This is a genomic window from Micromonospora sp. WMMD1102 (genome assembly GCF_029626265.1).
GTDB lineage: Bacteria > Actinomycetota > Actinomycetes > Mycobacteriales > Micromonosporaceae > Plantactinospora.
This window is the reverse complement of the sequence record NZ_JARUBN010000001.1, coordinates 3706700-3731799: the sequence shown is the minus strand read 5'-3', so window position 1 is coordinate 3731799 and position 25100 is coordinate 3706700. Positions and strand designations below refer to the sequence as shown.

Annotated in this window: 22 protein-coding genes and 1 pseudogene; 12 read left to right on the top strand and 11 right to left on the bottom strand. The window is 71.6% G+C overall.

Going from position 1 to position 25100, the window contains the following annotated elements; translation table 11 throughout:
- Positions 1-73 precede the first annotated feature (73 nt).
- Entirely contained in the window at positions 74-652 is a 579-nt protein-coding gene (gene shbA / locus O7626_RS16625; RefSeq protein ID WP_278062077.1) for an RNA polymerase sigma factor ShbA, read from the top strand.
- Positions 649-1761: an anti-sigma-D factor RsdA gene (locus tag O7626_RS16620; RefSeq protein ID WP_278062076.1), complete on the top strand. Its 1113-nt coding sequence runs from the start codon at positions 649-651 to the stop codon at positions 1759-1761. Before shbA ends, O7626_RS16620 begins: the two co-directional genes overlap by 4 nt.
- A gap of 315 nt (positions 1762-2076) precedes the next feature.
- Here the strand turns inward: O7626_RS16620 and O7626_RS16615 are convergent, their stop codons facing one another.
- A complete protein-coding gene (locus tag O7626_RS16615; protein WP_278062074.1) occupies positions 2077-3108 on the bottom strand; it encodes a glycoside hydrolase family 11 protein in 1032 nt (343 codons plus the stop codon).
- Between the two features lie 553 nt (positions 3109-3661).
- The gene (locus O7626_RS16610; protein ID WP_278066528.1) at positions 3662-3976 is read right to left on the bottom strand and encodes a hypothetical protein; all 315 of its coding nucleotides are present in this window, start codon (positions 3974-3976) and stop codon (positions 3662-3664) included.
- On the opposite strand from O7626_RS16610, the pseudogene O7626_RS16605 reads away from it, so the two are divergent.
- Positions 3927-4928, top strand: a pseudogene (locus tag O7626_RS16605) (IS1380 family transposase); the annotation flags it as partial. The gene O7626_RS16610 and the pseudogene O7626_RS16605 sit on opposite strands and share 50 nt — an antisense overlap.
- A gap of 147 nt (positions 4929-5075) precedes the next feature.
- Here the strand turns inward: O7626_RS16605 and leuS are convergent.
- The gene (leuS, locus tag O7626_RS16600; protein WP_278062073.1) at positions 5076-7547 is read right to left on the bottom strand and encodes a leucine--tRNA ligase; all 2472 of its coding nucleotides are present in this window, start codon (positions 7545-7547) and stop codon (positions 5076-5078) included.
- A gap of 426 nt (positions 7548-7973) precedes the next feature.
- Between leuS and O7626_RS16595 the strand changes: the two genes are divergently transcribed.
- From O7626_RS16595 to O7626_RS16585, 3 genes are all read left to right on the top strand, one after another.
- Positions 7974-8624, top strand: a complete 651-nt coding sequence (locus O7626_RS16595; RefSeq protein WP_278062072.1) for a DsbA family oxidoreductase — start codon at positions 7974-7976, stop codon at positions 8622-8624.
- A gap of 334 nt (positions 8625-8958) precedes the next feature.
- A complete protein-coding gene (locus tag O7626_RS16590) occupies positions 8959-9483 on the top strand; it encodes a GNAT family N-acetyltransferase (protein ID WP_278062071.1) in 525 nt (174 codons plus the stop codon).
- A 258-nt stretch (positions 9484-9741) separates the two neighbouring features.
- Complete coding sequence (locus O7626_RS16585) at positions 9742-11154, top strand: glycoside hydrolase (RefSeq protein ID WP_278062070.1); 1413 nt, start codon at positions 9742-9744, stop codon at positions 11152-11154.
- Positions 11155-11298: 144 nt separating this feature from the next.
- Here the strand turns inward: O7626_RS16585 and O7626_RS16580 are convergent, their stop codons facing one another.
- Positions 11299-12510: a serine hydrolase domain-containing protein gene (locus O7626_RS16580; RefSeq protein ID WP_278062069.1), complete on the bottom strand. Its 1212-nt coding sequence runs from the start codon at positions 12508-12510 to the stop codon at positions 11299-11301.
- A 146-nt stretch (positions 12511-12656) separates the two neighbouring features.
- Between O7626_RS16580 and O7626_RS16575 the strand changes: the two genes are divergently transcribed.
- Positions 12657-14087 (top strand): serine hydrolase domain-containing protein, encoded by a 1431-nt coding sequence (locus tag O7626_RS16575; protein WP_278062068.1) that lies wholly within the window; start codon positions 12657-12659, stop codon positions 14085-14087.
- A gap of 47 nt (positions 14088-14134) precedes the next feature.
- Here O7626_RS16575 and O7626_RS16570 read toward each other — a convergent pair whose 3' ends face one another.
- Positions 14135-14359 (bottom strand): DUF397 domain-containing protein, encoded by a 225-nt coding sequence (locus O7626_RS16570; RefSeq protein WP_278062067.1) that lies wholly within the window; start codon positions 14357-14359, stop codon positions 14135-14137.
- Positions 14359-15225 carry a helix-turn-helix transcriptional regulator gene (locus tag O7626_RS16565; protein WP_278062066.1) on the bottom strand — a complete coding sequence of 289 codons (867 nt, stop codon included), beginning with the start codon at positions 15223-15225 and terminating at the stop codon, positions 14359-14361. Before O7626_RS16565 ends, O7626_RS16570 begins: the two co-directional genes overlap by 1 nt.
- Before the next feature lie 453 nt (positions 15226-15678).
- Between O7626_RS16565 and O7626_RS16560 the strand changes: the two genes are divergently transcribed.
- Entirely contained in the window at positions 15679-16071 is a 393-nt protein-coding gene (locus O7626_RS16560; RefSeq protein WP_278062065.1) for a hypothetical protein, read from the top strand.
- A gap of 140 nt (positions 16072-16211) precedes the next feature.
- Here the strand turns inward: O7626_RS16560 and O7626_RS16555 are convergent, their stop codons facing one another.
- The gene (locus tag O7626_RS16555; RefSeq protein WP_278062064.1) at positions 16212-16919 is read right to left on the bottom strand and encodes a TetR/AcrR family transcriptional regulator C-terminal domain-containing protein; all 708 of its coding nucleotides are present in this window, start codon (positions 16917-16919) and stop codon (positions 16212-16214) included.
- 254 nt (positions 16920-17173) lie between these two features.
- Between O7626_RS16555 and fabG the strand changes: the two genes are divergently transcribed.
- The 3 genes from fabG (at position 17174) to O7626_RS16540 (ending at position 19647) form a co-directional block, all read left to right on the top strand.
- Positions 17174-17950, top strand: a complete 777-nt coding sequence (gene fabG / locus O7626_RS16550) for a 3-oxoacyl-ACP reductase FabG (RefSeq protein WP_278066184.1) — start codon at positions 17174-17176, stop codon at positions 17948-17950.
- Between the two features lie 66 nt (positions 17951-18016).
- Positions 18017-19189, top strand: a complete 1173-nt coding sequence (locus O7626_RS16545) for an acyl-CoA dehydrogenase family protein (protein WP_278062063.1) — start codon at positions 18017-18019, stop codon at positions 19187-19189.
- On the top strand, positions 19186-19647 hold the full coding sequence (locus O7626_RS16540; RefSeq protein WP_278062062.1) for a MaoC family dehydratase: 462 nt from the start codon (positions 19186-19188) through the stop codon (positions 19645-19647). Before O7626_RS16545 ends, O7626_RS16540 begins: the two co-directional genes overlap by 4 nt.
- Before the next feature lie 37 nt (positions 19648-19684).
- Here O7626_RS16540 and O7626_RS16535 read toward each other — a convergent pair whose 3' ends face one another.
- The 4 genes from O7626_RS16535 to O7626_RS16520 all read right to left on the bottom strand — a co-directional run bounded on the left by O7626_RS16535 (position 19685) and on the right by O7626_RS16520 (position 23886).
- The gene (locus O7626_RS16535) at positions 19685-20038 is read right to left on the bottom strand and encodes an MmcQ/YjbR family DNA-binding protein (RefSeq protein ID WP_278062061.1); all 354 of its coding nucleotides are present in this window, start codon (positions 20036-20038) and stop codon (positions 19685-19687) included.
- Between the two features lie 133 nt (positions 20039-20171).
- Positions 20172-22388 (bottom strand): xanthine dehydrogenase family protein molybdopterin-binding subunit, encoded by a 2217-nt coding sequence (locus tag O7626_RS16530; RefSeq protein WP_278062060.1) that lies wholly within the window; start codon positions 22386-22388, stop codon positions 20172-20174.
- Positions 22385-23365, bottom strand: a complete 981-nt coding sequence (locus O7626_RS16525) for a xanthine dehydrogenase family protein subunit M (protein WP_278062059.1) — start codon at positions 23363-23365, stop codon at positions 22385-22387. The genes O7626_RS16530 and O7626_RS16525 overlap by 4 nt, the downstream gene beginning before the upstream one ends.
- Positions 23362-23886: a (2Fe-2S)-binding protein gene (locus tag O7626_RS16520; protein ID WP_278066183.1), complete on the bottom strand. Its 525-nt coding sequence runs from the start codon at positions 23884-23886 to the stop codon at positions 23362-23364. Before O7626_RS16520 ends, O7626_RS16525 begins: the two co-directional genes overlap by 4 nt.
- 382 nt (positions 23887-24268) lie before the next feature.
- Between O7626_RS16520 and O7626_RS16515 the strand changes: the two genes are divergently transcribed.
- A complete protein-coding gene (locus tag O7626_RS16515) occupies positions 24269-25093 on the top strand; it encodes a hypothetical protein (protein ID WP_278062058.1) in 825 nt (274 codons plus the stop codon).
- Positions 25094-25100: the final 7 nt, after the last annotated feature.

Sequence of the window (25100 nt, the reverse complement as noted above, 5' to 3'; positions counted from 1 at the left end):
CGGTGCGGTTAACCCGCCGGTAACACCAGGTGTGGTGCCGGAGTGTGGCCCCGACGAAGGTGCGACCCCACAGATGACCGCAGCACCCGAGACAGAGCTCGTCGCCCGGGCGGCTCGACGCGACCCCGAGGCGACGGCGACGCTGCTCGCCGAGGTGCGCCCCGGTCTGGTCCGGTACTGCCGGGCCAAGCTCGGCCGGATCGGCGGCGCGTACGCCACCGCCGACGACGTGGCCCAGGAGGTCTGCCTGGCGGTGCTCGGGGCGCTGCCCCGCTACCGGGACGAGGGGCGGCCCTTCGCCGCCTTCCTCTACACCATCGCCGCGCACAAGGTCGCCGACGCGCAGCGGGCCGCCATCCGCGACTCGGCGGTGACGGCGGACGGCCCGCCGCCGGACGAGCCGGACGCCGAGCCCGGCCCCGAGCAGCGGGCCGTCGCCACCGACCTGGCCCGACGGCTCTCCGCGCTGCTGGCCAGGCTGCCCGAGGTACACCGGGAGATCGTCCTGCTCCGGGTGGCGGTCGGTCTCACCGCCGACGAGGTCGGCGTCATCGTGGGCATGTCGGCCGCCGCCGTCCGGATGACCCAGTCCCGGGCGCTGGCCCGGCTGCGGGTCCTGGCCGGCACCGCCCTGGACGAGGTGGCAGCATGAGTACGCCGCGAGGCGGAGCAGGGCGAGACGACGGTACGGGCGCGAGAAGCGACGCCGTGCCGGGGCGGGACGGCACGTTGACCGGCCGGACGGACCCCGACCCTGGCCTCGGCCTCGGCTCCGAGGTGGCCCTCGGTCCGGTCGACGTCCCCGAGCCGGATGTCGAGGTCTCCGAGCCGGATGTCGTCGTCGCGGACGACCTGCTGCTCGACGCGCTGGGCCGGGGCGGCCCGAGCCCCGGGGACGATCCGCTGGCCGGCCTGCTCACCGCCTGGCGGGCGGAACTCGACGCCGACCTGCCCCCGTTCGACTTCGATCCCACTGCCGCGGTGCGGCTTCGCCGGCCGCGTCCGGCGGCTCCGCAGCGCCGACCCCGACCCGGTGCCGCCGTGCGCCGGCCACCGGGCGGGCGCCGTGCTGATGTCGGTCCGCGGGGCGCAGAACCCACCGTGGCGGAGCGCGGACGCCCCGGTGCCGTAGCGCTGCCGCGCAGCACCGCGGGGTGGAGCCGCCGCCGGACTGAGCGGCCCGGCGGGCTGGTCGGCCGGCTCGTGCTGTCCGGTGTGGTCGGTGTCGTGGTCACCGCCCTGCTCGGGCTCGGGGTCAACCACGCGGGACCGACCAGTCCGCTCTGGCCGGTCGCGGCGGCGGTCTATCCGGACCGGTCGGCGGTGCGGGCCGTCGAGCACACCGTCGGGCTGGCCCGGGAGGCGGTGGCGGAGCGCCGCTATCCGCAGGCGCGGGCGGAACTGGACCGGGCGACGGTGCAGGTGGGGGAGATCCGTGACCCGGCGGAGGCCGGCCGGCTGCGTTCCGAGATCGAGCGGATCCGGCTCGGGCTGCCCGGTGCGGCCGACCGGTCCGAGGCGCCCGGCGGTGAGCCGTCGACTCCGGCCCGACCGGTGCCGACGACACCCGCGTCCGAGCGACCGACCGCTCCGGGGCGTACCCCGGACAGGACCCCGCCGCCGGAGCGTTCCGGTCCGGCGCAGCCGTCACCGGCGGACCCGCCGGACGGGGGGTTGTTGCCGTTGCTGCCGACCCTGCTGCCATCCGGGCTGCCGTTGCTGCCCAGTGGCGGCTGCGTCCTGCTCTGCCCGCCCGACTGAACCGGCGGCGGTACGCTCACCGGCGGTGACGGGCCACCCGCCGCCGCACCCGACGGCCGGGGATGGCGTTGGACCGGGAGTTTCCGGAGCGCCCGCCGGCCCGGCCCGGCCCGGCCCGGCTTCCGGTGCTCGGCGGCCAGCCTGCCGCGCGGCCCGGACGGGGTGCGGCGACCTGCCGGGTGTGGCCCGGAACTGCCGGAACAGCAGTGTGGCGCGGCGGCCGAGGGCCGCCGCGCCACAGGGGCGATGTCTGATCACCGGGTCAGTCCGCGCCCCGGAGGACCGAGGACACCGCACCCCACCCCACACCCAGGGTCAGCCGGTGGAACAGCTCGCAGTGGGTGTGGTGTTGTTTCCGTTCTTGTAGAGCGTGATTCCGAAGTTGTTGCCGTTGCCGTTCGGCCGTGCGGTGATGGTGCCGCTGCTGCCGCTGACCGATGCGTTCCAGCTGCTCTGCAGGCTCTGGCCGCCGTTGGTGCGGATGCTGACGACCCAGTTGCTCGCGCCGCTGACCGAGAAGGTCGTGTTGAACCGGTCGTTCCACTCCTCGGCACGGGTCACGCTGACCGAGCAGTTGCCGTTGCCGGGCGGGTTGGTCGGGTTGGGGTTCGGGTTGGTCGGGTTGGGGTTCGGGTTGCCGCCGCCCTCCGACACGGTGATGTCCGAGCTGCCCTGGCTCTGGTAGCCCTCGGTGCCCATGACCTGGTAGGCCCAGCTGCTGCCGAGGTTCAGACCGGCGCGGGCCCAGGCGTCCATGTGGTTGCCGAAGGTGATCGTGCCGCTGCTGCGCTTCTGCTGCCGGACGCTCCAGAACTGGTAGAACGTGGCGGTGCCGTCGATCGACGGCTGGTTCACCCGCTGGCTGCGCAGGATGTCGTAGGTGCCACCGTCGGTGGTGACCGTACCCATCCGCTGGGCGCCGCTGCTCGGGTTGTAGCTGCCGAAGTTCTCGACGACGTAGTACTCGATGAGCGAGTTCCGCGTCCAGCCGTACAGGGCGAGGTAGGTGTTGTTGTTGCCCGGGTTGTAGTTGCCCGAGTAGGTGATCGTCCGGCGGCCACCGGTGGACCAGCCCTTGCCGCCGACCCAGTTGTTGGTGCTCCTACCCCAGGAGCTGGAGTACCGGCCGTTCTCGCGCAACACCATGCAGGCGTCGCCACTGTCCTTCCAGAACGAGAAGTAGTACCCGTTGTGCGATCCGGTGCTGTTGGAGCAGACCTGCCGGTCGGCCTCGGCGTGCGCGCTGGAGGCCAGCACGGTGCCGCTGACCGCCAGCGCCATGGCGCAGGCGGCACCGAAGAGCAGCCGGATACGGCGCCTTCTCGGTCTGGTGGGGGTGTCGTTCATCTAGCTGCTTCCTCCTCGTGGTCGCTGGCCGCAGGCCAGCGGCGCGGTACGACCCGGCAGGGTTGTCAGCCCCCGGCAACGGGCACCGGGCGCCAGCGTCGTACGGCGCGGTGGTGGTGGGCCGGTCGTCGCGCGGTCGACAACCGGAGGAGCGGTACGTGGTGGTAAGCCATCGACAGTGGTGGAGGTCTGTCGATGGCGACAGTATTGGTCCGGTTCCGTTCACATGTCAACGCTTCCCGGAAATATTGCGGAAATCTTATCTTGGTAGAGATTTCCGCCGGGGCTGTTTTCGCTGCTCATCGGCTTGTCCACATGATCCGGCGGGTGATCGGCCGGCTTCAGCCTGGGCCGGATGCCCGGCGTCCGAGCCGGGGCGGCCGAAACTTACGGAGAACTTCCGGACCACGCGTCCGAGCTGGACGATGCGCTGGTCCTCCGAAAATACCCCCGGTGCGTCGGGCTCGCGGGGGAGGGGTCGACAGTCACCCGCCGGTGCTGCTCCACCGCGGGCGGCGGCGGACCACAGACCCGGTCCGCCGCCGCCCGGGCCCTAGTTCAGCTTGACACCGACGCCGGCAGCGCTTGCTTCCTGCTGGAGCCGGTAGGTGGCCGCGTACCGGCCGTGCGCTTCCATCAGCGTCTGGTGATCGCCCTGCTCGACCACCTCGCCGTCGTGCAGCACGACGATGAGATCCGCCATCGCGATCGTGGAGAACCGGTGCGTGACGATCAGGGTGATGGTGCCACGGGCGGCGGCATGGGTCCGGGAGATCGCGTGTTGCGCCTGGAAGATCTCGTACTCGCTGGTGGCGTCGAGCGCCGCGGTCGGCTCGTCCAGCACCAGCAGGAGCGGGCGGTCCCGCATCGCGCCGCGGGCCACGCTGTGTGAGACGTACGGGCTGGGCAAAGCCGGCGCGCGGGAGGTGATGCGCACCGGACGGCGGGGCTATCACCCCCTGCTCGCGGTGATCGCCGGCACCGGCGACGTCGCGCACGCCCGACTGCGGCGGGGCCGGTCCAACGACGCCACCGCCGCGCCGGTGTTCATCAAGGAGACCATCGGCCGTGTGCGGGCCGCCGGCGCAGCCGGGAACCTCGTGTTCCGGATGGATTCCGGGTTCTACCTGCACGACGTGGTCGCCGCCTGCCGGGCCGCCGGAGTGCGGTTCTCCATCGGCGCCCGCATGATCGGCAACCTGAAACACGTCATCCCCGCCATCGACGACACCGCCTGGACTCCGATCGACTACTTCCTACCCGGCGCCGCCGTCACCGAGATCACCTGGACCCCGTTCACCCAGGACACCCACGGCCACGACCGGCCCGACCCGGCCCCGGTCCGGCTGATCGTGCGCCGCACCCCCTGCACCGACGCGTTGGCCCGCAACACCGGCCGCGCCGCCCAACAGGCTCTGTTCCCCGTCTACGACTACCACCCGTTCATCACCGACCGCGACGGGCCGATGCTCGACCTGGAAGCCGACCACCGCCGCCACGCCGAGGTCGAACTAGCCATCCGCGACCTCAAACACGGCATGGGCCTGGCCCACCTACCCACCAAAAGCTTCGGCGGCAACGCCGCCTGGCTGGTCCTGAACACCATCGCCCACAACCTGACCCGCTGGACCGCCCGCCTCGGCCTCAGCCTGCCCCGCGTCACAGCCAAGACCGTCCGCCGCAAGATCTACACCGTCGGCGCACGCCTCACCCGCACCGCCCGCCGCCTGCACCTACACCTACCCCGCGCCTGGCCCTGGGCCGACGCGCTCCTCACCGCCCTGCACCGCATCCGCGCCCTGCCCCCACCCGCCGGCTAACCACACCAACACCGACCACCACGACCAGGACCACGGAGCAAGCCGGACAGACCGGCAGACCCGACCTGCCCAGCACCCCCACCCATCAGCGGCGGTCAATCCCACACACCGGCACGCCCACCTCACCAACCACCGGTGGATCCAGGCTCAGACGACCAGGTTGACCAGTCGGGGAGCCCGGACGATCACCTTCTTGACGGTGCCGCCGTGCAGCGCCTGCCCAACGGCGGGGGAGTTGAGAGCCAGCTGCTCCAGGGCCGCGTCGTCCACCGCCGCCGGCACCTCGAGACGGGCCCGCACCTTCCCGTTGACCTGGACCACGCAGGTGACGGTCTCGGTGACCAGCAGTGCCGGCTCCGCCTCCGGCCAGCCGGCGTCGCTCACCGACGCGGGGCGGCCCAGCCGCTCCCAGCACTCCTCGGCGGTGAACGGGGCGAAACACGTCAACATCCGCACCAGTGCCTCGGCGCCTTCCCGCACCACCGGATCCTTCGGGCCGGGCGTACCGTCGACCGCCCGGCGCAGCGACGAGGTCAGTTTCATCAGGCGGGCGACGGCGACGTTGAGCCGCCGGCCCTCCATCAGCGTGGTGGTCTCGGCGACCACCTGGTGGATCTCCTTGCGCAGGTCCGAGTCGCCGGTCGCCGGCACCGCGTCGACCGGTGCGGCGCCCACGTCGCCGGCCAGCCGCCACACCCGGGCCAGCCACTTGACCGCACCGGTCGGCGACACGTCCGCCCAGTCGATGTCGTCCTCCGGGGGGCCGGCGAACAGCATCGTCACCCGCACCGCGTCGGGACCGTGCGCGGCGATCTGCTCCTGGAGGTTCACCAGGTTGCCCAGGCTCTTGCTCATCGCCTTGCCGTTCATCACGACCTGGCCCTGGTTGATCAGGCGCCGGAACGGCTCGACGAAGGGCAGGTACCCCATGTCGTGCAGGACCTTCGTCATGAACCGCGCGTACATCAGGTGGCCGGTGGTGTGCTCACGCCCGCCGACGTACTCGTCCACCGGCAGCCACCGTTCGATGCCGGCCGGGTCGAACGGGCCGTCCTCGTACCGGGCGTTCGGGTAGCGCAGGAAATACCACGACGAATCGACGAAGGTGTCCATCGTGTCGGTGTCCCGGCGGCCGTCCTGGTTTCCGCAGCGGGGACACGGGACAGTCACCCACGCTTCGGCGCTGGCCAGCGGGGACCTGCCGTCCTCCGGGCGCAGTTGGTATCCGGAGTCGGGCAGCACGACGGGCAGCTCGTCGTCCGGCACCGGGACCTCGCCGCAGTCCGGGCAGTGCACGATCGGGATCGGGGTGCCCCAGTAGCGCTGCCGCGACAGCAGCCAGTCCCGCAGCCGGTAGGTCACCGCCTTTTCGGCCACGCCCTGCTCGGCCAGCGCGGCGACGATCTTCTCGCCGCCGTCGGTGTTCGGCAGGCCGTCGTAGGCGCCGGACCGCACCAGGGTTCCCGGCCCGGTGGTGGCCACCCCGGTCGTCTCCGGGTCGGGTTCGCCGGTGTCCACGACCGTGCGCACCGGCAGGCCGAGCGCCTTCGCGAAGTCCAGGTCCCGCTGGTCGTGCGCGGGCACCGCCATGACCGCGCTCGTGCCGTACCCGGCGAGGACGTAGTCGGAGGCGTAGATCGGGATCCGCTCGCCGTTTGCCGGGTTCACGGCATGCCGGCCGAGGAAGATCCCCGTCTTCGGGCGGTCCTTGGCCAGCCGGTCGATCTCGGTGGCCGTGCGCACCTCGGTCCGGTACGACTCGAACTCCGCCCGCCGCTCGTCGGCGCACAGTTCGTCGGCGAGCGGGGAGTCGGCGGCCACGACGAAGAAGGTCGCCCCGAACAGGGTGTCCGGGCGGGTGGTGAAGACCCGGATCGGCTCCTTGCGGTCCTCCACGAGGAAGTCGATGTGCGCGCCCTCGGACCGGCCGATCCAGTTGCGCTGCATCGCGAGTACCTCGTTCGGCCACTTGCCTTCCAGCTGGGCCATGTCGTCAAGCAGGCGCTGGGCGTACGCCGTGGTGCGGAAGAACCACTGGGTCAGGTCGCGCTGCTGGACCACGGTGCCGCACCGCTCGCACCGGCCCCCGATCACCTGCTCGTTCGCCAGCACGGTGCAGTCGACCGGGCACCAGTTCACCGGGGCGGAGCGCCGGAACGCCAGGCCGCGCTCGAACATGCGCAGGAAAAGCCACTGGTTCCAGCGATAGTATTCCGGGTCCGACGTGTGGAAACGACTACGCCAGTCGAACGAGACCCCGAGCCGGCGGAATGACTCGGCCTGGACGTCGATATTGCGGTAGGTCCATTCCTTCGGATCCATGTCCCGTTTCAACGCGGCATTTTCGGCCGGCAGGCCGAACGAATCCCAGCCGATCGGGTTGAGCACGTTGTCCCCGCGCATGCGGATGAACCGTGCGATGCTGTCGCCGATCGAATAGACCTCCGCGTGCCCCATGTGAAGATCACCGGAGGGGTACGGGAACATGCTGACGACGTAGGAACGGGGTCGCCCGGTGGACCCACTCTCGGTCGGTCCCTCGGCCTCGAAGGTGCCCCGGTCGTCCCAGACCTCCAGCCATTTATCGATGATGGCCTGAGGGTTGTAACTGTCCTCCACCGTTTCACGACCCCTTAGTTCACGCGGAATACATGTGCTCCGGAAAGCACGCGGAGTGTCTGCCGTGTGTCACGCCTACCACTGCGAGTTTGAAAAGCTGCGGCGCCCGTACCGGCGGTCAATCATATCGGCTGCGCCCGGCGGTGCTCCCGGCCCCGGGGGACGTGGCGTTCCGGTCCGGCGGCAGCCCTGCCGCCGGACCGCCGCGTCACGCCGCCCCGACCTGGCGTTCCGGGTGTCCGGCCCGGGGCGAGGGCGGCAGCGCCGCAACGGAAGATCGTTACGTACGGTTGTAGCCGGTAACGGGCGGACAGCGCACGTACCGCTTCCGGGGGTTCCGGGCCCGGCGGTGCCCGTATCCGCCGGAGCCGCCGGGGCCGCCCCGGTGCCCGGGAAGGCGCCTGCCCGTAGAGCGAGGAGAGATCAGTGCAACTCGAGGTGTGGTCCGACATCGTCTGCCCGTGGTGCTACCTGGGAAAGCGGCGGCTGGAGCGGGCACTCGGACAGTTCGCGCACGCCGACGAGGTCGAGGTGGTCTGGCGCAGCTTCCAACTCGACCCGTCGTATCCGAAGGGGGAGCCCCGGCCGGTGCCGGAGGCGCTCCGGGAGAAGCTCGGCGCCTCGTCGGCCCAGGTCACCGCCATGCAGGGGCACGTGACGGCACTCGCCGCCGAGGAGGGCCTCGACTACCGGCTCGACAAGTCGATCATGGCGAACTCCGTCGACGGGCACCGGCTGACCCACCTGGCCCGGGAGTACGGGCTCGGCGCCGAGCTGCACGAGCGGCTGATGCGGGCCAACCTGGTCGAGGCGGAGAACGTGGACGACGCCGGCACCCTGGTCCGGCTCGCCACCGAGGTCGGGGTACCGGCCGACGCCGCCCGCCGGGTGCTCTCCGGCGACGAGTACGCCGCCGCGGTCGAGGCGGACATCGCCCAGGCCAGGGCGTTCGGCGCGAGCGGTGTGCCGTTCTTCGTGCTGGACCGCAGGTACGGCATCTCCGGAGCGCAGCCGGTCGAGGCGTTCCTGCGCGCGCTGGAGACCGCCTACCGGGACTCGGCACCCGACGCCGGCTGACCCACCCCGATTTCGTGCCAAGCACCCCGGTCCGGCGCGGGCCCGGGGCGCCCGGTTGGGGGTTGGCCGGTTCGGGGCTGGCCGGTTGGGGGGCTGGCCGGTTCGGGGTTCGGCGGCGACCGGGTGTGGGGCGGGTCAGCCCGGGGCGGGATGAACCACTAGGGTCACTGGCCATGGGCGCTCTCAAGCCGTGGCATCTGCTGGCTCTGCTCTGCTGCATCGCCTCGATCGCCGTCGTGGTGGGCGCCGCCGCGTGGTTCGCCATGCGCCGTCGTTGAGCACCTGCCACCCGTACCGCCAGCTGCCAAATCCGCCACCTAACTGAGGAGGACTCGTGGACTCGCGCCGCCGGCCGCCTGTCGACACCGGAAGGCTGGTGTTCGCCGAGATGACGGCGGACGACCTGGGCGACATGGCCGCGCTGCTCGGCGACCCGGTCGTGATGCGGTACTACCCCCGTCCGAAGGACCGTGCCGAGGCGCTGGACTGGATCAGGTGGAACGAGGGTCTGTACCGGCGGGAGGGCTTCGGACTGTGGGTGATCAGGTCCCGGGCGACCGGCGAGTTCGTCGGCGACTGCGGTCTGACGCCGCAGGAGGTCGACGGGGTGGTCGACGTCGAGGTGGGTTACCACGTCCGGGCCGACCTACAGGGCCGCGGCTACGCCACCGAGGCCGCCGCCGCCTGCCGTGACCACGCGCGCGACCGGCTGGGTGTCGACCGGCTGATCGCAATCGTCCATCCGGAGAACAGGCCGTCGCAGCGGGTCGCGGAGAAGATCGGCCTCCGTTTCGAGCGGGCGACCACGTCGCGCTCCGGTGATCCGGTACGTGTCTACGCGGCTCACCTGTCGTCCTGACCGGGTGTACGGCGGCCAGGTCGCCGGGCAGGCGCATGTCACCGGGCAGGCACTGTCGCCGGGCTGGCTTGTCGCCGCCGGCCGGGCCGGCGTCCGTCGAGTGGGTCGGGCCTGTCTCCGCCCCGGTGTGAACGCTAACCTACGGACACCGGCGCCGGTCTATGTCCTGCCGGTCGAAGGTCCACACAGGAGTGCGGAGGACGCGGCGCCCGCCCCGCCGGTGAACCCCACGCCGTGAGCCACCCCGAGGAGCAGTTGGTGCTTCGATCCCCCAGTCTCGTCGCCGCCGTCGTGGCCGTGACCGTCCTGTCCGGTGCGCCGGCCCAGGCCCACCCAGCACAGCCCGGCATCGGCCTCGACCGTGCCGAGCGGCACCAGAAGATCGACGGTTTCGGTTACTCGATCGCCTTCCAGCGCACCACCCTGATCCACAACCTGTCGGAACAGAACCGGGAACAGGTCCTCGACCTGCTCCTCGACCGCCGGACGGGTGCGGCCCCGAGCATCCTCCGGCTCGGCATCGGCTCGTCTTCGACTGACCCGTACGACTGGATGCTGTCGATCCAGCCGACCGACCCGGGCGGGCCGGACGCCACCCCGAACTACCAGTGGGACGGCTGGGACGGCGGCCAGGTCTGGTACGTCAAGGAGGCACGCGAGCGCGGCGTCGACCGGTTCTACGCGGACGCCTGGAGTGCGCCCGGCTACATGAAGGACAACGGAACCGATGCCAACGGCGGCGCGCTCTGCGGGCTCCAGGGTGTCACCTGCGCCAGCGGCGACTGGCGGGAGGCGTACGCGCGCTATCTCGTCCAGTACGCGAGGTTCTACCGGCAGGAGGGGATCAGGCTCGACGAGATCGGGTTCACCAACGAACCCGACTGGACCGCACCGTACGCCTCGATGCGGTTCACCCCGGCCCAGGCCGCCGAGTTCATGAAGGTGCTCGGCCCGATCGCCCGGCGGGCCGGGGTGGGCGTGGCCTGCTGTGACTCGTTCGGCTGGCAGCAGTCGGAGGCGTACGCCCAGGCGATCGAGGCGGATCCGGAAGCCCGGAAACACCTGAAAATCTTCACCGGGCACGGTTACGCCAGCCCGGCCGAGCACCCGTTGCCGACCACGGCGCCGACCTGGATGTCGGAGTGGGCGGCGTCGAGTGTCCAGGACGGCTGGAACGAGGCGTGGGACAGCGGCAAGGGCACCGACGGCATCAGGCTCGCCGAGCGGATCCACGACTCGCTCGCGCTGGCCGACGCCAGCGCGTTCCTCTTCTGGCTCGGCGGTTCCCGGGGCGCGACGGCGGCACTGGTCCAGATCGACGACGCCAACGACGCCTACCGGGTGTCGTCCCGGCTCTACGCCTTCGCGGCGTACAGCCGGTACATCCGCCCCGGCGCGGTCCGGATCGGCGTCGACAGCGGCGTGGCCGGGCTGAAGGTGTCGGCCTACCGGAACGCCGACGGCAGCGAGGTCGTGCAGATCATCAACACCGGCGAGGAGGCGGTCACCACCGAGGTCGACCTGAAGCGGGCCACCGGGTACGTCACCGACGCCACGCACAACCTGGAGAAGGTGCCGGGAGTCGTCGCGGGGAAGGGCCGCCACTCGACCGTCACGCTGGCGCCCCGGTCGCTGACCACCCTGGTCAGCGCCCGTCCCGGCCGGCACTGACCTCCGAGGCCCGGACCTGACCCGGGCGGTGCCGACCTGAGTGGACGGCATCGCCCGGGTCAGGGCGGCACCGCCCGCTCGACGGCATCGGCCGGAACGGCCACCGGAGGCGTCGGTCTCGACCCGGTTACGGTACGGCGCGCGTCAGCCGCCGCCACCGTCGGAGGAAGCGCCGGTGATGGCCTCCGTCTGCTTTCTGGTGATCTCCTGTAGCGGTATGTCGTCGTAGTTGCTGAGGACGACGCCGACCCACCCCGTGTTCGGGTAGATGTTCCAGTAGGTGGAGCTGCCGGGGTGGGGGCCGCCGCGCCCGATCTCCCACTGCCCCTCGACGATGTGGGCCGGTGGCCCGTAGGTGGTGAACCCCGGGGAGCCTCGGAAGTTGGGGGCCTTGACCGAGGTGTACACGTCGGCCCAGGGCGGGTCGAGCACGGTGCCGTCGTACAACGCTTCCGCGAACCGGACCATGTCCGGTGCGGTGACGAACCCGCCGTCCGGGACGAAGTTGCGGGCATTGTTCTGGCCCGGCATCCCCGGGCTCGGGCTGTCCCTGTCCAGGTTGCGGACGGCGTCCACCCGGCTGCCGTCGGCCTGCTTCATGTACGAGTGCGCGATGTGCTCGTCGGCCAGCCACTGCGGCCTGGTGTAGTACGCCGAGCCGGTCATGCCGCAGCGGGCGAAGACGTGCTCGTGCACGTAGTCCCAGAACGTCATGCCGGTAACCGCCTCGACGATCTGCACGACGACTTCCGAACCCCAACCGGGTTTGTTCGAACCCGCGCCGGGAGCGGTCGCCAGCTTCGCCTGCCGGGTGTACTGCTGGTAGTACTCCTGCTGCTCCTCCCTGCTGTGGAAGATGCGCTGGTGGTCGTGCTCCGGGAAGGACAATCCGGAGGTACCGAGGAGCAGGTGGTGGATGCGCACCTGCTCGGCGATCTCCGTGGCGAAACCGGTCAGGTAGCTGCCCACGGTGTCCCACAGTTTCACCTCGCCCCGCTGCGCCAGCTGCACGACGGACAGGCTGATGAACGGCCCGCCGTATTGGTTGAACGCGACACCTTCGTGGTTGCGGATCCCCTTCTCCCTGTCGGCCATGCCGTAGCTGCGCGACAGCACCGTCCGGCCGCGATGCGACAGCAACACCACTCCGGAGAACCTGTCCTCGGCGGCCAGCTTCGCGATGTACCGGTCGTAGGCGCCGCCAGGCCGGGTGGCCGGCGGGATGTCGGCGTTGGCGGGGGCGGCCCGGCCGAGCCCGGCGCCCACCAGCGGCCCGGCCGCCACGCCAGCGGCCGCCGTCCCGCCCCACCGGAGCAGCCGCCGCCGGCCTATACCTGGTACCGAATCCGAATCCATGATCACGTTCCCTTTCCCGATCGACGAACTGCCCGTGGCTGCGCCGCGGTCCATGCTGAACTGAACCGAGCAGACTGTTGCGGTGGCGTATGCGTTTTTCGATACGCTCGCGATACCGCCGATCTGCCGGCTGTTAGGGTGCCGGGATGCTCCCTCGGCACCCCCTTCTGCCGCGCTCGACGCCGGCTGCCTCGGGAATCTCGTCCCGCGCGGTTGCCGCGCTGCTGGACCGGCTCGAAGCGCAGTCCGTCGAGTGCCACTCCCTGATGATCGTGCGGCACGGCCACGTCGTCGCAGAAGGCTGGTGGGCGCCGTACTCGGCAGAGCGCCCGCACCTGCTCTACTCGGTGACCAAGTCGTTCACCTCGGTCGCCGTGGGCCTCGCGATCGCCGACGGGCTGCTCGCACTGGACGATCGGGTGGTGGACGTGTTGCCCGAGCACGTGCCGGCCGACATCTCCGAGCAGGGGCGCCGGGTCACCGTGCACCACCTGCTCTCCATGACGGCCGGTCATCGCACGGACAGCCTGGACGCGGCCTGGCGGCTGGAACCGGGCGACCTCGTGAAGGGCTTCCTACGGGTACCGTTCACCGAGGCGGAGGGCAGCTGGCACGCGTACGACAATCCGACGACCTTCATCCTGGCCCGGATGGTGGAACGGGTGACCGGCCGGAGCCTGCCGGAACTGCTCGACGACCGCCTGTTCGGGCCGATGGGCGTTGAGCACGCCGAATGGGACCGGGTGGCCAGCGGCGCCGTTCCCGGATTCACCGGACTGCACCTGCCGACCGAGGCCGTCGCCGCCTTCGGCCAGCTGCTGCTGCGGGACGGGCGCTGGGGCGACCGGCAACTCGTCCCGCGCGAGTGGGTGCGGCTCGCGACCAGCCGGCACGTCGGGACGACGCAGATCGAGGGCTGGTCGGAGAACCCCGACTCGCTCTGCGGGTACGGCTACCAGTTCTGGATGTCGCGGCACGGCTACCGCGCCGACGGCGCCTTCGGGCAGTTCTGCCTCGTCGTCCCGCCGCACGACCTCGTGGTCGTGGCGACCGGCGCCGTGACGCAGGGTGAGGCGGTGCTCGACCCCGTGTGGGAGTGCCTGCTGCCCGGTCTGGACGAGGTGGCGAGCAGCCGGGACGACGAGGTTCTCGCCGAGCGGCTACGGCGGCTGTCGCTCGCGCCGGTGCCGGGGTCGGCCATGCCTGAGCGTTCCGTCAAGGCGGAACTCGACGCCTCTGCCGAGGACTCGGCGCTACCCGACGGAACCACTGTGGTCGTCGATCCTGTCGACGGTGGCTGGCGCCTGCGACTCGGATCGTCGCTCACCGTCGAGGTCGGCCACGGCAGCTGGCGGGATAGCTCACCGCTCGGTCGCCCGGTCGTCGCGACCGGCGCCTGGCAGGGCAACACCTTCGTCGCCGACCTCTACGTCATCACCACCCCGCACCGGGTCCGGCTGGTGGTCGACGCCGTCGCGGGAAAGGCGGTCGCGAGGTGGCACATCGTGCCCCTGACCAGTCCCAGTCTGGAATCCCACCTGCGGTCGCCGCTGATGACCAGGACCGACGTCGCGTAGGAGGCGGCACCGGGCCGGCCGGCCCGGCGATTCCGCAGGCGACCGGATCAGGCGGGCGCGGTGAAGTCGAACTCGCCGTCCTTGGCGCCGGCCAGGAACGCGTCCCACTCCTCCCGGGTGTACACGATCACGGCTGCCTCCGGGGCCCTGCTGTGCCGTACGGCGACCCGGCCCGAGCCGTCCAGGAGCGGGCCGGCCTCGACACAGCTTCCGCCGTTGCTGTTGCTTCTCGTGCTGATGTGCCAGGCAACCGCCGGCAGGGATTCGCTCATCACAGCTCCTCCGCGATCGTCTCGATCAGCTTCGCCGACCCGGACGGGTCGAGTGCGATGTCTCGCAACCGAGCGTACGCCTCCGCGTACCGTTTGGATTTCGGCGCTTCCATGAAGAGCCGTCCACCGAGTGTCTCGGCGTAGGCGACCTCGGGGTAGGGCTTCGGCATCTGGAAGACGACGAACGAGCCGTCGAGGCCGGGGTGCAGGCCGATGGTGGCTGGCAGCACCCGGACCTGCACGTTGGGACGGCGGAGCAGTTCGCCGAGGTGTGCGAGCTGGCCGCGCATCAACGCCGGGCTGCCGACCGGGCGGCGCAGCACGCTCTCGTCGAGTACGGCCGAGACGGTGACGCCGAAGTCCGGGTCCAGCACCCGCTGCCGGTCCAGGCGCAACTGCATCCACTTCGCCACCGAGAACGGGGTGGCCCGGCTGCCCTCGGCGTTCCGGATCACCGCCTCGGCGTACTCCGGGGTCTGCATCAGGCCGGGCATCAGCATCGCGTCGAACGAGCAGATCTGCTCGGCCCGGGTCTCCAGCCAGGGGAAGTCGATGAACGAGGCGTCGACGATCTCGTCGTAGTCGTCGTCCCACCGGTCGGTTCGCCAGGCGTCCTCGGCGAGCTGGATGAAGTGCGCCCGGGTGCGCGGATCGTGCTCGCCGTAGAGGTCGAGCAGCGAGACGACCACGCCGCGCCGGAACGGCCACTCGGCCCGTTCCCAGCGGGCCACCGAGGAGAACTCGCGTTCCAGGAACTCGGCGACACGTTTCAGGGTGAAACCGCGTTGCTCGCGCAACTGGCGCATCTGCTGCCCGAGCCACTGGGCGCGCAGCGTCTGCACGAAGGATTCGTTTCTGGCCGGCATGATCCACCTTTCGGACGCGCGATTGGCCGCAGCAACGAGAAATTGGTGTCTCTTGCACCAATCCCGGAGCCGCTGGAAACCTGGTCTCCGGGTGAAGGGTGATCACCGACCCCCGGGAACTCCCGGTGCAAGCACGGCAACCGCGGCTGGGCCAACAGCCGAGAAGGTGACAAGGGCGGGCGTCGCGGGTGGCAGCCGCACTACCGGACCTCGTCGGGTCTCAACTGGAGCGTCGGGATCGGGTCACGATCCCGGCTCCGAACCGACTTGTCGAAATACCTATCACGGAAAGGCACCCTCGCGCGACCCCGAACAGCCCTGGTGCCGTACCCGCCGACGAAGGCTGCGGTGTCAGGGCGGGGCGATCCGGCCCGCTCGGCAATCGGGCCGGGTCGCCCCTTCCACACATCACCACGCGCCGAACCCCGTCAATTCCGTAGAGAGGAAACAGTCGTGAGTCCGGTACGCGCATTGCGATCGATCGGCGGCACGATTCCGGAGAAACGCCGGACACCGCCGAACCGGATCGCCGACCGGGTCTTCGAGGGACTGCCCCGGGACGGCGTACCGGCGTCTCCCGAGCCGCCCGCCCCGGCACCCCGGTACGTCATCCAGCTATCCGCGACCAGTGCCGACCTGGCCGGCGCGGTCGACCTGGCGTACGCGCTCGCCCGGTCGCTCGGCTTCCTGCCGCAGATCGACGCGGCGGAGGCCATGGTCTGCGCTGCGGACACGCCGCACGTACGCCATCGGGTCTGTTGTGGTCGACCGCTCCCGACCGGCGGCCCCCGCTGCCTCCTCCGCGCCGACCACGACGACCCCTGCGCTCCCGACCCCACCGCCTGACAGAGCAGCGGCCGCCCCGGATCGCCGCAGCGGCCGACCCGGGGCGTCCCGGCCGATGCTCACCTGGACACCAGAGGCGTTACCCCGGCCGGATAACGCCTCTGGTGTCCAGGTCGAGCTCGCCGACCTGCGTCGGGCGCTCAGGGGTGGGGAAGTGGAGGGGTGGGGGAGTGGCGGGGAGGGGGAGGGGGCGTGTGGGGAGGGGGCGAGTGGGGGAGGGGGGTGACGACTTGTTCGTAGGTTCGGGAGAGGCCGTCGACCAGCGCGTCCAGGCCGAGCGCGAAAGCGCCCTCGTCGACGCTGCGCTGGTGCTCGGCGAGTCGGTGCGCCTGGCTCAGGTGCGGATAGTGCGGGGCGTAGAGCTGCGGGTCCTCGACGAAGCCCCGGGCGAACGAGCCGAGCGCCGAGCCGGCGACGAAATAGCGCATCAGCGCACCGATGTGGGTGGCCCGAGCCGGCGGCCAGCCCGCCCTGACCAGCCCGCCGTAGACGGCGTCGGCCATGGCCAGTGCCGCCGGACGCCGCCCCGGCCCCTGGGCGAGGTACGGCACGATGTTGCTGTGCGCTACCAGCGCCCGCCGGTAGGAGTGCCCCCAGAGGCGCAGCGCGTCCCGCCAGTCGTGGGTGGCGAAGTAGGAGACGTCGACCTTCGCCGTGACGGCGTCCGCCACCGCGTCGAGGATTTCCCCCTTGTTGGCGAAGTGGTTGTAGAGCGACGGCCCGCGCACCCCGAGTGCGGTGGCCAGCCGGCGGGTGGAGAGCGCCGCCAGGCCCTCGGCGTCGATGAGCGCGGTGGCCGCGTCGACGATCCGCTGCCGGCTCAGCAGCGCCTGGCGGGGTCGCGGCATGTTCGCTCCACCCCCCTTCTCACTGCGGTCGGGACTGGCGCGGGAAAACTTCCAGCGATAGTTTAACGGGCAACGGTCGGCCACACGGCCTTCCGGGCTCAGCCCCAGGGGCATGGGCTGGGGCTCGAAGCTTGAGCCTCAGAGCTTGGGCCCCAGAGCGTGGGGTTCAGAGCTTTGGGTCCAGAGCTTGGGCCTCAGAGCTTGGGGTCAAGCGGCTCAGCCGGGTATCGCAGAGCGAGGAGTGCAGCGTGGGCGTGGGCAGATTCGCCGATCGGGTCGCCGTGGTCACCGGGGCGGCCCAGGGGATCGGTGCGGCCACCGCCCGGCGGCTGGCCGCCGAGGGGGCCACGGTAGCCGTCCTCGACCTGGTCGCCGAACGGGCACGGCAGACCGCCGACGAGATCAGCCAGGCCGACGAGACCGTCCGGGCCGGCGGGACCGCCGTCGGGTACGGCTGCGACGTGACCGACGGCGCGGCGGTCTCGGCCACCTTCGACGAGATCGCCCAGGCACACGGTCGGCTCGACGTGCTCGTGAACAACGCCGGGATCACCCGGGACAACCTGCTGTTCAAGATGCCGGCCGACGAGTGGGACGCGGTGATCACCACCAACCTGACCAGCATGTTCCACTGCTGCCAGGCGGCACAGCGGCACATGGTGCCGGCGAAGTACGGCAAGATCGTCAACTTGAGCAGCCGCTCCGCGCTCGGCAACCGGGGCCAGGTCAACTACGCGGCGGCCAAGGCCGGGGTGCAGGGGCTCACCGCCACCCTGGCGATCGAACTCGGCCCCTTCAACATCAACGTCAACGCGGTCGCGCCCGGCTACATCGCCACCGCGATGACCGCAGCCACCGCCGAGCGGGTCGGCGCGACCCCGGCCGAGCACCAGAAGTACGCCGCCGAGCAGACTCCGCTGCGCCGGGTCGGCCTGCCGGAGGAGGTCGCCGCGGTGATCACCTTCCTGGCCAGCGACGACGCCTCCTACGTCAGCGGCCAGACGCTCTATGTCAACGGCGGTGCCCGCTAGCGCGGTGCGGGAGCAACCAGGCAGCGTCAGGTAGGGGTGGCCGGCAGGGGAAGGACGGGACAGCACATGGACTTCTCGCTCGGCGACGAGGAACGGGCCATCCGGGACACCGCCCGCGCGTTCATCCGCAACGAGGTCCTGCCGCTGGAGTCGGAGGTGCTGCGCCGGGAACGGGCACACCAGCCCGGACTGAGCGGCGACGAGCTGCGGGAACTCCAGCTCAAGGCGAAGGCGTTCGGCTTCTGGGGCCTGGACACTCCCGAGGAGTACGGCGGGATGGCGCTGCCGGCCGTCACCCAGTCGCTGATCTGGACCGAGATCGGCCGCAGCTTCGTGCCCTTCCGGTTCGGCGGCGAGGCGGACAACATCCTCTTCGAGGCCGACGCCGCGCAGCGCGAGGAGTTCCTGCTCCCGACGATCGCCGGTGACCGCACCTCCTGCTTCGCCCTCACCGAGCCGGGCGCCGGGTCGGACGTGGCCAACATCCGGCTGCGGGCCCGGCGCGACGGCGACGACTGGGTGCTCAACGGCGAGAAGACGTTCATCACCAACGGCAACGAGGCGGACTTCGCCATCGTCGTCGCGGTGACCGACCCGGACCGCAAGGTGCACGACGGCGGCGCGACCGCGTTCCTGGTGGACCGGTCGATGGGCTGGACCTCCGCACCGATCCAGACCATGGGGGAGGGCGGGCCGGCGTCGCTGGTCTTCGAGGACGTACGCGTGCCGCACCGGAACATTCTCGGCGAGCTGGGGCAGGGCTTCACCCTCGGCATGCGGTGGATCGGCAAGGGGCGTTACCTGATCCCCTCGCACGCCCTCGGCATCGCCGAACGCGCCCTGGCGATGGCGATCGAGTACGCCAACACCCGGCAGACCTTCGGCCGGCCGATCGGCGCCAACCAGGCGATCCAGTGGATGATCGCCGACTCGGAGACCGAGCTGGAGGCGGCCCGCTGGCTGGTGCTCCGGGCCGCCTGGACCGTCGACACCGGGCAGGACGCCCGACACGCGGTCTCGATGGCGAAGCTCTACGGCGCGGGCATGGTCAACCGGGTGGTCGACCGGGTGATGCAGGTGCACGGCGGCATGGGCTACACCCGGGAGCTGCCGATCGAGCGCTGGTACCGGCAGGTCCGGCTGCTGCGCATCTTCGAGGGCACGGACGAGATGCAACGACTGATCATCTCGCGGGATCTGCTCCGCGGGTACACGAAACTCGGAGGGCACCTGGCATGAGGAAGTTCGCCTCGTTGACCGAACTCGCCGGGGCGGTCGGCGAGCAGCTCGGCCCCGGCCCGTGGCACCGGATCGAGCAGGACCGGGTGAACGCCTTCGCCGAGGCGACCGGCGACCACCAGTGGATCCACGTCGACCCGGAGCGCGCGGCCGGCGGCCCGTACGGCGGGACGGTGGCGCACGGCTTCCTCACCCTCTCCCTGTTGCCGGTCCTGGTCCAGGACCTCTACCAGGTCGAGGGGATCCGGATGGGGATCAACTACGGGCTGAACCGGGTGCGGTTCCCCGCACCGCTGCTGGTCGGCGAAGCCGTCCGGGTCAGTGCCGAACTGCTCCAGGTCGAGCCGGTGTCCGGCGGCGGGACGCAGGTGGTCACCCGGGTCACAGTGGAGCCGGAGCGGGGCGGCAAGCCGTGCTGCGTCGCCGAGACCGTCACCCGGCTCTACGCCGAGGAGTAGGCGCAGGACCTGCCCCCGGCCACCCGACCCGGGCCCGTCAGGACGTCGGTGGGCGGTCGCGTTTCGGCAGCTTGGCGACGACAGCCGAATAGGAGGCGTCGACCGCCTCCCACAACTCGTCGTCGGGGATCCCGGCACCGAGCCGCAGCGTGTTCCAGCCGGAGCGGCCGATGTAGGCCATCACCGAGGCGTCCTGCGGATAGCGGTGCAGCCACTCGTCGGCCACCTCCCGGTTCGGGCCGCACTTCACGCCGACGGTGGATCGCGACTCCTGGCCGAGGAAGGCGAAGATCTTCGGCCCGACCTTGACCACCACGTCGCCCTCCCACGGCTCGTCCTGCCAGGCGCCCGGCTTGGCCAGGCAGTAGGCGAGCATCTCCGTCCAGGTCACCGGCACCCTCCCCGTGGATCGGTCGGGTGTACATCCTGACAGACGCCTCGCCCCCGGCGGGGGTCGTCCGGACCGTTCCCCGGCCCGGCTCGGCCGGAGTCCAGCCCGTTTCCGAGGCCCGGCTCGGCCGGAATCAGTCGAGGAGCTTGTCCAGGGTGATCGGAAGTTCGCGGACGCGCCGCCCGGTGGCGTTGTAGACGGCGTTGCCGATCGCGGCGGCGACCCCGACCGTGCCGATCTCGCCGATGCCCCGGGCGCCCAGCGGATTGAACAGCAGGTCCGGGTGGTCCAGGAAGTGCACGTCGATCGGCGGGACGTCGGCGTTCACCGGCAGCAGGTAGTCGGCGAAGTTGCCGTTGGCGATCCGGCCGGTGTCCGGCTCGACGACGGCACCCTCCAGCAGCGCCTGGCCGATACCGAAGATCACCCCACCGATGATCTGGCTGCGGGCCGTCTTGGCATTGATGATCGCGCCGCCGTCGATCACCGAGGTGATCCGGCTCAGCCGGGGCTCGCCGGTCCAGCGGTTGACCCGTACCTCGCAGAAGTGGGCGCCGAACGAGGTGAAGGCGTACCGGCCGTGGTCCGGGCCGGGTGCCGCGCTGCCGGTCGCACCGACACCGGGGGAGTCGACCGTGCGCAGCAGCTCGGGGAAGCCGATCCGCAGGTCACCGGCGACGAGGTCACCCCGCTCGTAGCGGACCTCGGCGGCGGGCCGCCCGTGCAGGGGCGAGCGCTCGTCGGTCACCGCGAGGTCGATCAGTGCGGTCGTCGCGGCCTGCGCGGCAGCGGCCACCGCCGGGCCGGTACTCGCGGTCGAGGCCGAACCGAACGAGCCGATGTTCGCCGCCAGGGTGGAGTCGCCGAGATCGCTGCGGATCCGGGCGACGGGCAGGCCGAGCGCCTCGGCGCCGAGTACGGCCAGCACGGTCCACATCCCGGTGCCGAGGTCGGCGGTGGCGCTGGAGACCGAGACGTCCCCGTCCGGCCGGAAGCGTACGTTCACCGAGGCCGGGAAGCGTTCGCCGGGATAGTTCGCGGTGGCCGTACCCATTCCGACCAGCCACTCGCCCCGCAGCACCGCGCCCGGGGTCGGGTTGCGGCGGGCCCAGCCGAAGCGCTGCGCGCCGATTCGGTAGCACTCGTCCAGGTGCTTGCTGGACCACGGCACGTTCCGGCCCGGATAGACCGTGGCGTTGTTGCGCAGCCGCAGCTCGACCGGGTCGATGCGCAACTCGGCGGCGAGTTCGTCGAGCGCGGTCTCCAGGGCGAACGAGCCGGACTCCTGGCCGGGCGCCCGCATCCAGGTCGGCGGCGGCACGTCCAGCGGAACGATCTTCTGGTCCAGGTGCAGGTTCTCGGTCCGGTAGAGGTACCGCGAGGTGGTGTGCGCGGAACTCTCGAAGATGCCGCCCGAGCCGGACTGGCTGGCCCAGACCTGGTGCTTGACCGCGACCAGGGTGCCGTCCCGGCGGGCGCCGAGGCTGACCGTCTGGCGGACGGCGGACCGGTTTCCGGTGACGGTGAAGGTCTGCTCCCGGGTCAGCACCACCTTGACCGGCCGGCCCAGGGTACGCGCGGCGGCCGCGGCGAGCAGCGGATGTGCCCAGGTGGCGACCTTGTTGCCGAAGCCGCCGCCGACGTGCGGGCTGACCACCCGCACCTTCGCCGTCTCCACGCCGAGTGCCGCCGCCATCGCCCCGACGGTCAGCGAGGCGCTCTGGGTGCCGGTGTGCAGGGTGAGTGACCCGTCCTGCCAGACGGCCACGCAGGCGTGCGGTTCCATCGCGCTGTGGTGCTTGCCCGGCTGCTGGTAGGTGCCGGAGACGGTCACCTCGCTGGCCGCCAGCGCCGCGTCGATCGAGTCGACCCCGTCGGCGAGGTATTCCAGCCGGGCCGGCTCACCCATGATCGGGCCGGGGTCGGTGGCTGCCGGGATGCCGTCGGTGAAGGAGACCGCCGCCGGCCGTACGTCGTAGTCGGCCCGGACCAGCGCGGCGGCGTCCCGGGCCTGCTCGAACGTCTCCGCCACGACCAACCCGATCGCCTGGCCGTGGTAGTGCACCTCGGCGTCCTGCAACGGCAGCCAGCTGTGCCCGACGCTGAACGGGGTACCGCTGCCGAGCAGGGCCAGGGTGCGGAACGGGGTGTAGACCGCGAGTACTCCCGGGGAGGCTTCGGCGGCGGCCACGTCCATCGCCCGGACGGTGCCCCGGGCGACCGTGCTGAGCAGCAGAAAGCCGTGCGCCAGCCGCTCGGCGGGCTGGTCGGCGGCGTACCGGGCGCCGCCGGTGACCTTGAGCCGGCCGTCCACCCGGTTGACCGAGACCGTCCGTGCCGCGCCGCTCATCTCGACTCCGCCAGGTTCGTCAGGGCGCGCACGACGGTGCGCCGGAGCAGGGTGGTCTTGAACCGGTTGTGCGCCAGCGGGCGGGCACCCTCGACCGCCAGCGCGGCGGCCGACTCGAACAGCTCCGGCCGGGCGGCCCGGCCGCGCAGCGCCTCCTCGACCGCCGGCAGCCGCCAGGGCCGGGTGCCGACCCCGCCGACCGCCAGCCGGACGTCCCGGATCACGCCGCCGCGCAGGTCCAGCGCCACCGCCGCCGAGGCGAGGGCGAACTCGTACGACTGCCGGTCCCGGATCTTCAGGTACGCCGACCGGGCCGCCCAGGGCAGTGCCGGCACGGTGACCCGGGTGACCAGTTCGCCGGGACGCAGGTCGTGCTCCCGCTCCGGGGTGTCGCCGGGCAGCAGGTAGAAGTCGGCGAGCCAGACCTCCCGGCTCGTGCCGTTCCGGCCGGCCAGCCGGACCCGGGCGTCGAGGGCGACCAGGGCCACCGCCAAATCGCTGGGGTGGGTGGCGACGCAGGAGTCGCTGGTGCCGAGGATGGCGTGCCCCCGGTTCTCGCCGCCGACCGCCGGGCAGCCGGAGCCGGGCCGGCGCTTGTTGCAGCCGGTGCTGGTGTCCCGGAAGTAGCCGCAGCGGACGCGTTGCAGCAGGTTGCCGCCGATGCTCGCCATGTTGCGCAGCTGCGGCGAGGCGCTGCGTAGCAGGGCCTGGGCGAGCACCGGGTAGCCGTCGGCCACCAGCGGGTGTGCGGCGACGTCGCTCATCCGTTCCAGCGCCCCGAGGTGCAGCCCGGTGCGGTCGGCCGAGACGCCGCGCAGCGGCAGCCGGTTGATGTCCACCACCCTGCCCGGGGTCATCACCTCGAGCTTCATCAGGTCGACGAGCGTCGTCCCGCCGGCCAGGTACGCCGTGCCGGCGCCGCCGCCGGCCAGGGCCTGCGACACGGTCTGCGCGGCCGTGTAGTCGAACGGCTTCATCGGCCAGTCCCGTCGTGTCGGCCGGTCCCGTCGTGTCCGGCCGTCCGGACGGCGGCCACGATGTTCTCGTACGCGCCGCAGCGGCAGATGTTGCCGGACATGTGTTCGCGGATCTCGTCGTCGGAGCCGGTGTGACCCTCGGCCAGCAGGGCCACCGCCGACATGATCTGCCCCGAGGTGCAGAACCCGCACTGGAAAGCGTCGCAGTCGACGAACGCCTGCTGCACCGGGTGCAGCCGGTCGCCGTCGGCCAGCCCTTCCACCGTGCCGACCCGGCGGCCGGCGGTGGCCGCGACCAGGGTCAGGCAGGAGAGCACCCGGCGGCCGTCGACGTGCACCGTGCAGGCGCCGCACTGGCCCCGGTCACAGCCCTTCTTGGCGCCGGTCAGCCCGAGCCGTTCGCGCAGCGCGTCCAGCAGGGTGACCCGGGAATCGAGTCGGAGCCGCTCGGTGCGGCCGTTGACCGTGAGGGTGACCTCGGTGGTCGCCGCGCCGACCGGTTCGGGAGCCGGTGCCGCCAGCGCCGGGTCGACCGGTCCGACGCCGACCGCCGGACCGGCAGCCGCGCCGACGGCGAGTCCGGCCGAGGCGACCGCGGTCCCGCGCAGCACCCCGCGCCGGGAGACCCCGGAGGGTGGGACGTCGACAGGGGGCGAGTCCGATCCGGACCCACTGCTCATGGCACACCTCCGGCCGTGCCGCCGGCCGGTGCGGGGGCGCGTACGGGTACGCGCGGTGCGCGGTGGGGCACCGGAACGCGGCCGGGGCCTCCCAGTAAACCAAAGGTGATCGTCGATGTCGACGGTGTCGGGGTGGGTCGGTGTGCGGCTGGCGGTGCCCCGAGGGCTGCCAGGGGATTCCCCGGGTGGCGGCAAGCATCGACATCTGTCATGCTCTTGCGCCATGGCCCGGCTGACGAAACGCCTTCCCCTCGCCCTCCTCACCGCCGTCGCGGTACTCGCCAGCGGCGGCGCCGCACAGGCCGGCGGCGGCCCGTCCGGACATGGCGGCGGCCCGACGGGCCACGGCGGCGGAGCCGGCGGCTGCGGTCCGCGTACGCTGCTGTTCTGCGAGGACTTCGAACGGCTGCCCACCGGTGGTGCCGCCTCGCTGGCCTGGGGAATCGACACCAAGGACGGCATCCTGACCGTCGAGCGGCACCGGCGCGACAAGGTGCTGCGGGTGCACACCGAGGGCAACGGCCGGGCCTTCCTCAAGGTGGACGACTTCGCCGCACCGGGAAACAGCTTCTACGGCCGGATCCGGTTGAAGGTGGACGCCTTCCCGACCGCGCCCGACTGGGCACACTTCACCCTGGTCGAGGCGACCGGCACCGGAAGCGCCGAGGTGGTCCGGCCGATCGGCGGCCAGTGGGCACCACCGCTGGCCGCGTCGTTCTGGGGCGTCGGCGCCGACGGCGGCCCGACCGGCGACTGGACGAACTGGCGGGAGTCGGCCCCCACCGTCGAGGACCGCTGGCAGTGCTTCGAGTGGCAGTGGGACGCCACCGACAACCGGATCGCGGTCTGGATCGACGGCGTCGCCCAGCCGGAGATGACGACAAGCACCACCGAGCACGGTGGCAACCCGGTCGACTTCGTGCTGCCCCGGGCCGACACCGTGAAGATCGGCTGGCAGCTCTACCAGGGCAACCCCACCCCGGACCACTTCGACGTGTGGCTCGACGACATCGCCCTGGCCCCGCACCGGGTGGGCTGCGCCGGCTGACCGGGAC